A 12,644-nucleotide genomic window follows, 5' to 3' on the forward strand; every position below is an offset into this window, starting at 1 on the left:
GTTAATCACGTACGCGCCCTCATTGCTCAATAAAACCTTTATCTCGCTCGGGCGGCGGTTCCAGGCCGCCATTCTGCGCCATGAAATGGAAAGCGAAACAAGACCTTAGCAGCCATAAAGCGTTAGTGAACCGTCTCAAGGCGATGAAAGTGCCTTTCATGCCGGCGTTTTCGCGTATTGAGAGCGATGGAATGATGATCCCAATGGGATTGACAGGTCAAAGGAAAACATATGATTAGAACATCGGTTGTAAAGAGAGCTTTAATAATCACGTTCTTTTGCTTGCTGGTTTTTTCGGGCGTTGCGTTAACCGTGGGCGGCGTTTGGCTCATTGCCCTCGGCGGCTCGTTTTACTATGCCATCGCAGGGATAGGTTATGCCGCAGCCGCGATACTGGTGTTTAAACGCAACAAACAGGGTTATCACTTAACCATTGCGCTGTTCTTCATCACGACGCTGTGGGCGCTTTGGGAATCCGGGCTCAACTACTGGGCACTGTTCCCTCGTCTGCTGGTTCCCGCGGGCCTTTCTATCATCGCCGCGTTTTTACTTCCCTCGCATCTGTACAGCGCTAAGGGGAAAAAACAGGCTTACATTGCCGGTACGGTTTTGTCCGTTGCATTCGTTGCTTTCTTTAGCGGCGCCTTTTTTCCCCATGGAGCGATAACGCCTGCTGATAACGCAACCTTTATCGAGAGCAAAAGCGATAATGCCCCTGCGGATTGGAGCGCCTATGGCCGCACGACGGAAGGAACGCGCTATGCGCCGTTTAATCAAGTTAACCGTTCCACAGTCAAAGATCTCAAGCTCGCCTGGGTTTACCGGACCGGCGATTTCAGGCCGGGCGTCGATCAGAACACCCCGCTGGCCATTGATGATTTGGTCTATAACTGCACGCCCAACGGGCTGATTACCGCCATAGATGCCGATACGGGCAAAGCGCGTTGGAAGTTTGACTCGCATTCAACATCCCCGGTCTGGCAGCGCTGTCGCGGGCTGGGTTACTACCAGAATGAGGATGCGGCGCCAGGCTCTGTGTGCGAAAAAACGATCATTCATACCACAATCGACGCCCGCATCATTGCGCTGGATGCCAAAACGGGCCAGAAATGCCCCTCATTCGGTCAAAACGGCGAGGTTAACCTCGGCCAGCATATGGGGAAAATCGAACCTGGATTTTACTTCCAGACGTCAGCGCCAACTATCGCCCGGGGGAAAATTATCGTCGGCGGTTGGGTCATCGATAATGTGATGAAAGGGGAGCCTTCCGGCGTCATCAGAGCGTTTGACGCCAAAACCGGCGAGTTGGACTGGGCGTGGGACTTAGGCAATCCGGCGATCGCCAAAACGCCGCCGCCCGGAAGCACCTATACCCGCGGCACCCCGAATATGTGGACCACCGCCGCCTATGATGACAAATTGGGTTTGTTGTACGCACCGCTCGGCAACGCGACACCCGACTATTACGGCATGAACCGCCCTAAAAACTCGGACGACTACAACTCATCCATTGTCGCCATCGATATTGAAACGGGCCGCGAGCGCTGGAAATTCCAAACGACCCACCACGATATCTGGGATTACGATCTCGCCTCCCAGCCCGCCCTGGTGGACGGCTTCGACGATCGGCATAATCCGGTGCCCGCCCTCCTGTTGGGCACTAAACGCGGGCAGATTTTCTACCTGAACCGTGAGACAGGCCAGCCGCTGGCACGGGTTGAAGAGCAAGCCGTACCGACCCGGGGCGCCGCTCCGGAAGAAAAACTCTCACCAACCCAGCCGTTTTCTGTCGGCATGCCGACCATCGGCGCGGAACACCTTACCGAAGAGAAAATGTGGGGCACCACCCTGTTTGATCAAATGGCATGCCGCATCTTGTTCAAACGGATGAATTATCAGGGGGCCATGACCCCAATCAGCACGCGGCCCACGCTCGAGCAGCCCGGCAATATAGGCGGTCTCAACTGGGGCAGCATGTCGATTGATCCGGTGAACCACATGGCTTACATGAACGATGTGCGGATCCCGAATGTGTTCTGGTTAGTGACGCGCGATAACTATGAGCGCGTCGCGAAACAGTATCCGCAAAAAGTGATCGACGGCCATGGGCCATCGCCCATGATCGGCACGCCATACGGCATGATCACGCTGATGTGGATGTCGCCGCTCGAGGTGCCTTGTAACCAGCCCCCTTACGGCACCATCACCGCCGTCGATTACAAAAACAAGAAGATTGCCTGGCAGATCCCTGCCGGCACCGCCGAAAAAATGGGGCCGTTGGGCATCAGGTCACACCTGCCAATGCCCGTCGGCATGCCCACCTATGCGGGCACCATGACGACAGCCGGCGGCCTGGTCTTCTTCGCCGGCTTCCAGGACTACTATCTGCGGGCCTACAACAGCAGCACCGGTAAGGAGGTCTGGAAGTACGCGCTGCCGGTCGGCGCGAGCGCCACGCCGATGAGCTATGTTTCGCCGAAAACCGGCCGGCAATACATCGTGATTGTGGTCGGCGGCGCGGCGCACTCGCAAGAAACCGGCGATTACGTCATGGCGTTTGCGCTTCCTGAATCCTGACCTCGTTACCCCGGCCGATCGAATCTGCCGGGGAGACACTACACGATACTCTGACGGCCGCTATGTATGGCCGCCCTGGAGCCATACATAGCTTATCCGCCTGCAGAAGGACGAGCCTGCCGGGGCGGCAGACATCAAGCAGGCAGCGCCTGAAAACGGCGAGAAAAATTAACCAACCAAAGGTTCACGATGGAAACATTCTTCACCATATTAATCTTATTACTCACCGTCTCGTTGTCCGGCATCGTGACGAGAATATTTCCATTCCAAATCCCCTTGCCGCTGGTGCAAATCATCGTCGGCGCCGTTTTGGCCTGGCCGCAATTTGGCCTGCACATCGACTTCAACCCCGAACTTTTCTTGATGCTGTTTATCCCTCCTCTGCTGTTTGCCGACGGATGGAAAACGCCGGCGCAAGAGTTTATTCATTACGGCAGAGAAATACTGAGCCTGGCTTTGGTGCTGGTGATCATCACGGTGGTGGGGGTGGGCTATCTGATTCACTTGCTGCTTCCGTCTATCCCTCTCGCGGCCGCGTTTGCCCTGGCCGCCGTCCTGTCGCCTACCGATGCCGTCGCGCTTTCCGGCATCGTCGGCAAAGGGCGCATGCCCAAGCCGGTCATGCGCGTGATCGAAGGCGAGGCGCTCATGAACGACGCTTCCGGTTTGGTTTCCCTTAACTTTTCCATCGCCGTTGCGCTCGGCGCATTGGCCTTCACCTGGGAAAGCGCCTTTCTGACCTTTCTGCAGGTCTCTATTGGCGGGGTGCTCTGCGGCATTGTTATCGTCGTTTTATATAATCAAATGGTTAAATTCATCCACAGATGGATGTACAACGACTCGGCCACGCAGATTGTCTTCTCTTTGCTGCTCCCCTTTTCTTGTTACCTGATAGCGGAAAAGATCGGCGTCTCCGGCATTCTGGCTGCCGTCAGCGCCGGCATGATGATTGGCCAATCCAAAGTGAATCACAATATGCCGCTGGTGCGTTTGCGCACCAATAACATATGGGAAATGCTCGAGTTTATCTTTAACGGCATGGTGTTTATTTTGCTCGGGCTGCAGCTGCCGGGCATCCTGAACTTCACCCTGGCGCAAACCGATATGGATCATTCCGTCAGTCTGGAGAAACTGCTGGGTTACGTGGCCATCATCTATTTCAGTTTGATCGCGGTACGTTTGATCTGGCTGTGGTTGATGAAATTCGGCAGCGCGAAGCTGATGCGCAAAGATCCGCTGTTATTTTCGAAATTCAGCACGCGCGATCTGTTCGTGGCGTCCTTCGCCGGGGTTCGTGGGGCCGTCACGTTGGCGGGCGTGTTATCGATCCCGTTGTTCTTGCTCGACGGTTCGCCATTCCCGGGGCGCTATCAGCTGGTGTTTATCGCTTCTGGCGTCATCTTGCTGTCGATCGTCGTCGGCATACTCACCCTGCCTTTGCTATTACGCGGCAACCCGCCGCCTGAAGAGGATCAGGAAGAAGCGTTTTCAGTCTCAGAGGCGCTGGCGAGTGCCGCCATCAAAGCGGTTAATGAAACGAAGGAAAAGCTGATCGATACTCCACCGGACGACGCAACGCCAGAGTTGATTGAAGAAACGACGCGCCGGATGTTGGACGTGCTGCAGCGAAAAATCCTGACCAAGGACGATATTAAAAACATCGTGGCGCTGAAACGGCTCGAAAGGCAGCTGTACCTGGCTTCTTTGCACGCAGAAAGGGAAGAACTGTATCGATTGCGCCGCATGAAAAAAATCAGCCATGAAAAGCTGAGAAAGCTGCTGCATCGAATTGATATTACCGAAGTGCTGATCTCTGAAGACAGTGTCTGAACCGATGAGCCTCGGTCTGGCGGCAATCACGACCCTGCGGGGTACGATTGCCGCCGAAAAACCGCCGTCGTGCAACAAAAAAGCCGGCGATATGACGCCGTTTTCCTCTCCCGGCGCAGGCGACGGCGCCCTGTCCTCTCTTCGTTACCTTGTTTCCGGGTGCCGCTTGGCAGGGCATTTATTCTGTTATAATGTATCAGAAATTAACGAAGGGAAGACGACGATGAAAATCCAGCTGTCGCTGCTGTTTCTCAGCCTGTTGGCCGGCAAGGCCGCGGCGTTTCAGTCGAAGGTGCCCGAGCCGCGTCCCGAGCAGGCGCGCGCGGCGGAGCAAAACATCGAAAATCTGTTTTACGGCTTTCACGCCATGGACGCCCAGACGGTGAACATCGGCAGCTGCGCGGCAGTGCCGGTGGCGGGATGCCAATGCGCGTTCTGCACCCAGCTGCGGCAGGCCGGGCGCTGAAGCCCCCTTATTCAACCCAGCTCATACTGCACGATCAGCTGCCCTTTCTTCATTTTGACGCCGGTGACGATCACCGCCCCTATCTCGGCCAGCGTGGCGACATGGGTGCCACCGCAGCCGTAAGCGGGCAGCTCGCCGAAACCCACCTGGCGCATGCCGTCCACCGCCTGTTGGCGACGCGGCAGATCGGCGGCGATCAGATGCGCCAGCTCCGCTTGTAAAACATCCGCCTCGATCGTCTGCGCGTCTGCCCCCGGAGTAAACGTGATGCGGCCTTCCCCCGGCCAATGATGCGCCTTGACTGGCCGCCACCCCCGGCCTTCGCCCAGCCAGCCGATCAGATGTCCGCCGGAGTGCCAGCGGGCATGCAGCCGGCGTTGCGCTTCATCGATGCGCATCGTAACCGGCCCGATCGGCAGCGGCGCGGCGGTAAAGTGCACCACCTTATCCCCCTGCTGCTGCACCCGCACGACGGCGACGTTGTCCAACGTTCCCACGTCGGAGGGCTGGCCGCCGCCCTGCGGGTGAAATAGCGTGGCGTCGAGCTCTACGGCGTAAGCGCCCGCCTCGGCCGGCGCGCAGCTCAACACCTGTGCCTGGCCCTGTAACTCGTCGCTGTAGTAATAACGTCGTTCGGTCATCATTTTTCTCCTCGATTCAGGGAGCCATTATATTCATGTCATAATCAGAGGATAATCCGTCGTCATCACAATGGACCTTTGCGTCATGAGCACAAATCTTTCTTACGCCCTGTTGGCCGAAATGGCCGTTTTCGTCCAGGTGGTGGAGAGCGGCAGCTTTTCCGCCGCCGCCCGTAAGCTGGGTGCTTCGCCTTCCGCCGTCAGCCGCAGCGTGGCGAAACTCGAGCAGGCGCTGGCGCTGCAGCTGTTGCACCGCACCACCCGCAAGCTGCGGCTTAGCGAAAGCGGCGAAGAGGTGTTTCAACACTGCCGCGCCATGCTGGCGGCGGCCGAGGCGGCGATGGCGATCGGCGGGCGCGGCGCCGCGGAGCCCGAAGGGTTGGTCAGCATCAGCGTCCCCAAGGCGGTGGGTCGTTTCGTGCTACATCCGCACATGCCGGCGTTTCTGCGGCGCTACCCGAAGGTAGACGTCAGGCTGCGGCTGGAAGATCGCTATATGGATCTGATCGACGATCGGGTCGATCTGGCGCTGCGCATTACCGATCGCCCGTCGCCCGGTTTGATCGGCCGCCAGTTGATGAGAATAGACCATCTGATATGCGCCACACCGGATTATCTGGCGCAGTACGGCACGCCGCAGCACCCGCACGATCTGGCGGCGCACAGCTGCATCTATCTGGGAGAGACGCCGAGCGATGCGCAATGGAAATTCCGCCGCAGCGGCAAAACGGTGACGGTCAACGTGCGCGGCCGCTACGCCGCCAACCACACCGGCGTGCGGCTGGACGCAGTGAAACAGCATATCGGCATCGGCAGCCTGCCGTACTTTACCGCCCGCCAGGCGCTCGAAGACGGCGAGATCGTGCAAGTGTTGCCGGAATGGGATTTTCTCAGCAGCTATCACGGCGGCCTGTGGTTGCTCTACGTGCCCAACCAGCATTTGCCGCCCAAACTGCGGGTATTCATCGACTATCTCGTCGCCTGCCTGGCGCAGGAACCGCAGCTACAGCGCCTTGCGTAGCGTAATGTTGATGCGGTGCGGCCCCACCAGCGAGTGGTAGCCTTCTTTGACCGGCAGGATGCCGTGGAAGCAGAGCCGCGCCGGGCCGCCCCATACCACCACGTCGCCGTGCGCCAACGGGATGCGCCGCGCCCGGTCGCTGCGCTGCAGGCCGCCGAACTGAAATACCGCCGGCAGCCCGAGCGAAACCGAGACGATCGGCGCACCGAAGTCGTGTTCGTCCTTATCCTGATGCAGCGACAGCTTGCTGCCCGGATCGTAACGGTTCATCAGGCAAGAGTCCGGCACGAAGGGGCCAAAGCCCGCCTGCTGTGCGGCCTCATCCGCCAACGCCATCAAGATTGGGGGAATGGCCGGCCAGCGTTTGCCGCTGCGTGCGTCGCGTTCCGAATAGCGATAGCCGCGGCTGTCGCTGGTCCAGCCGTTGCCGCACCAGCTCATCGCCACCGACATCACATGCCCGCCGGGGGTGGTCAAATGCCGCCATGGCACCTGAGCCACCACGCCCTGCACCGCCGCCAGCAGTTCCGGCCCGTGATCGCGCACGAAGCCGTGCATCACCACCGCGCCGGGAGCGATCTCTTCCCGCCACGGCGGCGGCAGTGCGTCTTCAAAAAGATCGATTGTCATCGTCAAAGCCTGTATGAATACACAGTATTAATTGTAACCCGCTGCTGTCGATTGTCCAGCGCCCGGCAACGCCATTGTCGTTGGCGGCAAATTTCTCTACAGTAGCCGCCATAAAATCAATCACTCACCAGGAATGCGTGTGATTAAGGGCATCACTCTTTCGGTCGTCGCCTCCATCTTGTTCGGCGCGATGTATTACTTCACCTCTACCCTCACCCCGCTGAACGGCGAACAGGTTTACGGCTGGCGCACGCTGCTGACGCTGCCGTTCCTGACGCTGTTCATGGCGTTGTCCGGCGATTGGCGCAAGGTGGCCGACACGCTGGGCTGGATCGGCCAACGGCCGCTGCGGCTGCTGGGCCTGCTGCTCACCTCGGCGCTGCTGGGGGTGCAGCTGTGGCTGTTCCTGTGGGCGCCGCTGCACGGCAAGGCGCTAGACGTGTCGCTCGGCTATTTTCTGCTGCCGCTGACCATGGTGCTGGCGGGGCGCCTGATCTATCGCGATCGGCTGTCGCTGCTGCAAAAACTGGCGGTGGCGTGCGCTATGGTGGGGGTAGGCAATGAGCTGTATCAGGCGGGCGGCGTCTCATGGCCGACGCTGGTGGTGGCGCTGGGCTATCCGCTCTACTTTATTTTGCGGCGCCGCTTCGCCACCGACAACCTCGGCGGACTGTGGTGCGAGCTGGCGCTGATGCTGCCGGCGGCGGCCTGGTTCGCTTTCGGCGACCACGGCGCGGCGGCGCTGCAGGCCAATGCCGAGCTGTATTGGCGCATTCCGTTGCTCGGCGTCATCAGCGCCGTGGCGCTGGTGTGTTACATCCTCGCCAGCCGCCTGCTGCCGTTCAGTCTGTTCGGCCTGCTGAGCTATGTGGAACCTGTGCTGCTGGTGATCGTCGCGCTGCTGCTCGGCGAGAGCATCAGCCAAAGCGAATGGCCGACCTATCTGGCGATCTGGCTGGCGGTGCTGCTGCTGGCGGCGGAAGGCGCGCAGCACCTGCTGCGCCGCCAGCGGGTCTGACTCAGGCGGCCAGCGTGGCGCCGCCGTCGATCACGATATCCTGCATGGTGATGTGGCTGGCCAAGTCGGAGGCCAGGAACAACACCGCGTTGGCGATCTCGTCCGGGCGGGCGATTTTACCCAGCGGGATCCCCAGTTTGAACATCTCGGGGAAGCCGGCAATGGTGCGCTGCTGCGCATCGTCGGTCTGCCACATGCCGCGCTGCATCGGCGTGTCGGTCGAGCCCGGCGACACCAGATTGCAGCGCACGCCGAACGGCGCCATCTCCAGCCCCACGCAGTGGTTCAGGCTGGTCAGCGCCGCCTTGGAGGCGCAGTAGGCCGCCATCTGCGCGCGCGGCACGTGCGCGGCGTTGGAGCCGACGCTGACGATCGCCCCGCTGCGCTGCACCTTGAAGTGCGGCAGCAGCGCGCGGAACAGGTAAAACGCCCCCGAGGCGTTGACGTTGATGCACTGATGCCAGTCATCCACGCTCAGATCTTCGGTATTGCCCATGCGCAAAATGCCGGCGGCGTTGACCAACACGTCCAGTCGCGGGTTCTCCCCCAGCTGTTGGCGGCACACCGCCTCCACCTGTTCCGGCCGGCTGATGTCCAGCGTCACGCAAGGGTAAGGCAGATCCGGGTTGGCGAATTCGCGATCAAATCCCACCACCTCAGCACCCTGAGCCAAAAAGTGCCGGGCGATCTGCTCACCGATGCCGCGCGCCGCGCCGGTCACCCACACCCGTTTGCCGGTGAAATCCATCTGAATGCTCATGCGCACACCGCCATCCGGGCGCACAGCCGGGTCATGTTGTTGTTCATCGTTGTCTCCTGCGAAAGCGTATGGCGCGGCGCACACTGCGCCGCAAAGAGGCCCTACAGCGCGCCGCTGTTCAGGCCGAAAGCGTTGAGCATGGTGCCCAGTTTGGCGGCAGTTTCCATCCACTCGGACTGCGGCGTCGAAGCGGCGACGATGCCCGCGCCGGCGAACAGCCGCACCCGGTTACCGTGCAGCAGACCGCTGCGGATGACGATCGCCCACTCGCCGTCGCCGTTGGCGTCGCACCAGCCGACGATGCCGCTGAACAGGCCACGATCGTGCGGCTCCAAATCGGCGATCAGCTGGCGGGCGCTCTCGGTCGGGAAGCCGCACAGCGCCGGTGTCGGATGCAGCAGGCAAGCCAGCTGCATCACGTTGAGCGTCGGGTTCAGCAACTCGCCGCGAATGCGGGTGGACAGGTGCCACATGGTGCCGGTGCTGAGCAGCGACGGGCCGCTGGGCACGCTCAGGCTGGCGCACAGCGGCGCCAGATGCCGGCGAATATCCTCTATCACCAGCTTGTGTTCGTATTTGTCTTTGGTCGAGCGCATCAGGCGCTCGCTACCGAGGCGATCCTGCTGCGCATCGTCCTGACGGCGCGCCGAGCCCGCCAGCGGATTGGTGTGGATCTCGCCGCCCTGCTTGCGGATCAGCAGTTCCGGGCTGGCGCCGATCAGCACGCCGCCATCGGCCAACGGCAGGGAAAAGTGGTAACCGGTCGGGTTCTGCACCATCAGGTTATTGAAGATCTGGTGGCCCGCCACCGGCTGTTCCAGCTCGATGTCGAGGATGCGCGACAGCACCGCCTTGTCCAGCTTGCCTTGTTTAAAGCGGCTGACCGCTTCCGCCACCGCATGCTTGAAGCGCGGCTCGTCCGGAATGCTGGTGCAGGCGGCAAGACGATGCGGCTGTTGCAGCATCGGGCGCGCGGCGCGGGTAAAGCTGTCGTTGGCGACAAACTGGCAGTTTTCAGGCACGTACAGGCTGGAAGGCCGGCGCGTATCGAACGGAATGGCGCCCACCACCACCGGCGCCGCCTGGCCGGCGGCTTTGGCGCGCGCCAGCGCCTGGCGGATGTGCTGAGTCAGCGCGCCGCCTTCCTGTTCGCCGCCGAACGCCGGCGCCTCAATGCGCTCGAACACGCCGTCGGCGGAAAGTGAACGGAATTCGGACCGGTACAAAAAGGTCGATTGCTCGGCGTACACAAACCCGGGGAAGGTTTGGTTATCTGTCGTCAGTGTCGCCACAAGACCACTCCTTTGTTGCGCCTCACCAATGATAATGTTTATGCGAATAATTATCATTAGCCATAAAAAGGATGGTAAATTACACCGGATCCCCACCGTGGGTCAATCACCGGTGAATGAATCTTTCGGCGCGCCGCGGCAAATCCGCGTTACGGCACAGAAATAAATAACACACTGTTATTATTGTGTTTTAGCAAAAAATAAAGGTCGTGACGTCGTCACCTTCACGCCAAAAACGCCCGCTGAACCGGCGCCCGGCGGGGCAATGCGGCGTCAATGTCTTAAGCAGCTCTAATACGAACGTCTGCCGCTGCACGTCCACGGCCGTCATGCGCGCATCAAGAAAGTCAAAGTAACAGCGCACCTGCGGATAAAGCGTCTTGAACAGGCTCTCTTTGGCGGAAAACGTCAGCGTCAGCAGCGCGTTGAACGGCAGCGCCTCGCGCAGCAACGCCTCGCGCTCCGTCGGCGAAACGATCGCCCCCCACAGCTCCTCCGCCCGCTCGTCAGACAGCAGCGTCTCCACATCCAGCCCAACGCCGCCCAGCCCGCTCTCGCGGTGCACGGCGCACAGCGCGGTATTCGAATTATGGCTCAGCGCACCGGCGATGCCAGCCGGCCACTGCGGCGCGCGATCTTCGCCGCGCGCCAGAGTGAAATCGGCGAAACCGAACGGCGCCAACAGCTGCCGCGCCAGAACGCGTCCGGCCAGATACTCCGCACGGCGCTTCGGCACCGCGCGCGCCAGATGATCCGGCAGCGTAAAGCCCAATGCAGAAAAGCTGTCGTCGCGATATTCCGCCAGCGCAAACTGGCAGCGCGCCACCTGGCCCGGATAACCGTCCGGCGTGAAAAAGTTGATATTGCGGATAAAAGTGGGCAACGGCAGTATCCATGATAAGCAGGCAGGCTGATGATGTTAGCCCCCGAAACGGCCTGCAACAATGACTCTGGGCAAAATAAATGGCGTTAAGGCCGGCACGGCGGCGCGTTAGCCGGGATGGGAAGAGGCCTCTCCCCCGCAACCGGGAGAGAGGCTGGGCATTACAGGATGCCCTTCATGGTCTTTTCGAAATCGCTCCAGGCGCAGAAACCGTCCTTGTCGATCGGGCAACCTTTCAGCGCCAGCGTTACGCGCTGCGGCGGGGTTTGCAGCGTCAGCGGCGTCGCCTTGCGCAGCTGTTCGGTGGACTGATAGACGTACTCGATCTTCAGCAATTCACGGTCGTTCTGCGCGTCGCGCCAGCGTTGGAACACCAGCTTGCCGCCGATCGGCGTTTTCTCATACTGCTGCGGCAGCTGATACGGCTGGAACTGCATGGCCGACAGCAGCGAAGCGATATTGGAGTCGTGGCCGACCAGCACCGTCAGCTTCGGCGCGTCCGGTTTGCGCTCGCCGAGCAGCGCGTTGTTGATATAGGTCAGCAGCGGTTTGGCGACGTTTTGCGCCACCACCGGCGAGGTGAACAGCGAATCCTGATAGCCGTCTTTCAGCTGCGCCAGCTGTTTCCACTGATGCGGGGTGGCGATTTTGCCCCAGGCCACCTCTTTCATCGGGAAACCTTCGTAGTACTGCAACATAAAGGCGTCCACCAGCGAGTTGCCCACCCGCAGCGGGCCGGAGACGCCCGGCTCTTTGCCCGGCACCGCGCTCATCACGCTGGCTTCTTTGGTCAGATCGCAGTGTTTGTCGGTCTTGCAGGCGGCGGAATCCTTGTAATCGATGATCTTCGCCAGCTGTTGGTAAGAGGCGTCCAGCTTCAGCGATCCCAGCGCGGCGTTCATCGCCGCCAGCGCCTGCTGGTTGAAGGCTTCGCTAGTGTCGGTGATGATCGGGTTGAAGGTCGGATCCATCTCACCCATCTTGTCCTGATGGTGCACGCTGACGTCGCAGCCCGGGAACGCGCCGTTGCTGAAGAACTGCGCGGTGGCCACCGTGCGCTGCAGGCTGTTGGCGTAGACATACACGCTGCCGGCGGTCGGGCAGCCCTCTTGCGGCAACAGGCCGGTCTGCTTCAGCCAGGCATTGAAGTAGTGCCCCATGTACACTTCCAGCACCCCGCCCTTGGTGGTCAGCTGGCCGCCCGGCGTTTCCCAGGCCGGCCAGGCCTTCGGCGTAGACTGCGCCAGCACGCTGCCGTTATTGGCCAGCGGCGCACGCAGGTTATGGCGGCTCATCACCAGCACCTGTTCCAGTTGATAACCGCCGGCTTCCGCCAGCGCGTTCCCGGTGAATAACAAAGGCAGGCACAGCAATAACGTTTTTTTTCTCATCCGCAGAGGCTCCCGGAAAATGATTATTTTTAAGGTGTTAGCGTTTGCCTGAGTATGATGGCGAGGTTAGTGTGACAAGTGTGTGACAGGGTTCACGGGAAAAGATCGTACCAGCGGCCACCGGGCGGCGGCCGC

General features: G+C 60.4%; 11 protein-coding genes. 5 read left to right on the forward strand and 6 right to left on the reverse strand.

What is annotated here, in order from left to right:
* Positions 1 to 231 precede the first annotated feature (231 nt).
* The 3 genes from ATE40_RS12555 to ATE40_RS12565 all read left to right on the forward strand — a co-directional run bounded on the left by ATE40_RS12555 (position 232) and on the right by ATE40_RS12565 (position 4,873).
* Complete coding sequence (locus tag ATE40_RS12555) at positions 232 to 2,577, forward strand: membrane-bound PQQ-dependent dehydrogenase, glucose/quinate/shikimate family (protein WP_063917893.1); 2,346 nt, start codon at positions 232 to 234, stop codon at positions 2,575 to 2,577.
* 189 nt (positions 2,578 to 2,766) lie between these two features.
* Entirely contained in the window at positions 2,767 to 4,407 is a 1,641-nt protein-coding gene (locus ATE40_RS12560) for a Na+/H+ antiporter (RefSeq protein ID WP_063917892.1), read from the forward strand.
* A 223-nt stretch (positions 4,408 to 4,630) separates the two neighbouring features.
* Complete coding sequence (locus ATE40_RS12565) at positions 4,631 to 4,873, forward strand: hypothetical protein (protein WP_063917891.1); 243 nt, start codon at positions 4,631 to 4,633, stop codon at positions 4,871 to 4,873.
* An 11-nt stretch (positions 4,874 to 4,884) separates the two neighbouring features.
* On the opposite strand, the gene ATE40_RS12570 is transcribed toward ATE40_RS12565, so the two are convergent.
* On the reverse strand, positions 4,885 to 5,514 hold the full coding sequence (locus ATE40_RS12570) for an alanyl-tRNA editing protein (RefSeq protein WP_063917890.1): 630 nt from the start codon (positions 5,512 to 5,514) through the stop codon (positions 4,885 to 4,887).
* 85 nt (positions 5,515 to 5,599) lie between these two features.
* Between ATE40_RS12570 and ATE40_RS12575 the strand changes: the two genes are divergently transcribed.
* The gene (locus ATE40_RS12575) at positions 5,600 to 6,535 is read left to right on the forward strand and encodes a LysR family transcriptional regulator (RefSeq protein ID WP_019452475.1); all 936 of its coding nucleotides are present in this window, start codon (positions 5,600 to 5,602) and stop codon (positions 6,533 to 6,535) included.
* On the opposite strand, the gene alkB is transcribed toward ATE40_RS12575, so the two are convergent.
* Entirely contained in the window at positions 6,518 to 7,165 is a 648-nt protein-coding gene (gene alkB, locus ATE40_RS12580) for a DNA oxidative demethylase AlkB (protein ID WP_019452474.1), read from the reverse strand. The genes ATE40_RS12575 and alkB overlap by 18 nt on opposite strands.
* Before the next feature lie 139 nt (positions 7,166 to 7,304).
* Here alkB and rarD point away from each other — a divergent pair, with 139 nt between their 5' ends.
* Positions 7,305 to 8,183: an EamA family transporter RarD gene (gene rarD, locus ATE40_RS12585; protein ID WP_063917889.1), complete on the forward strand. Its 879-nt coding sequence runs from the start codon at positions 7,305 to 7,307 to the stop codon at positions 8,181 to 8,183.
* 1 nt (position 8,184) lies between these two features.
* On the opposite strand, the gene dhbA is transcribed toward rarD, so the two are convergent.
* The 4 genes from dhbA to agp form a co-directional block, all read right to left on the reverse strand.
* Positions 8,185 to 8,943: a 2,3-dihydro-2,3-dihydroxybenzoate dehydrogenase gene (dhbA, locus tag ATE40_RS12590; RefSeq protein ID WP_019452472.1), complete on the reverse strand. Its 759-nt coding sequence runs from the start codon at positions 8,941 to 8,943 to the stop codon at positions 8,185 to 8,187.
* Between the two features lie 101 nt (positions 8,944 to 9,044).
* On the reverse strand, positions 9,045 to 10,235 hold the full coding sequence (locus ATE40_RS12595; protein ID WP_063917888.1) for an isochorismate synthase: 1,191 nt from the start codon (positions 10,233 to 10,235) through the stop codon (positions 9,045 to 9,047).
* Positions 10,236 to 10,425: 190 nt separating this feature from the next.
* Positions 10,426 to 11,118, reverse strand: a complete 693-nt coding sequence (locus tag ATE40_RS12600; RefSeq protein WP_084799155.1) for a 4'-phosphopantetheinyl transferase family protein — start codon at positions 11,116 to 11,118, stop codon at positions 10,426 to 10,428.
* A 161-nt stretch (positions 11,119 to 11,279) separates the two neighbouring features.
* Positions 11,280 to 12,509, reverse strand: coding sequence for a bifunctional glucose-1-phosphatase/inositol phosphatase (gene agp / locus ATE40_RS12605; RefSeq protein WP_019452469.1), 1,230 nt, complete (start codon positions 12,507 to 12,509; stop codon positions 11,280 to 11,282).
* Positions 12,510 to 12,644 lie beyond the last annotated feature (135 nt).

It is taken from the genome of Serratia surfactantfaciens (assembly GCF_001642805.2).
Lineage (GTDB): Bacteria > Pseudomonadota > Gammaproteobacteria > Enterobacterales > Enterobacteriaceae > Serratia > Serratia surfactantfaciens.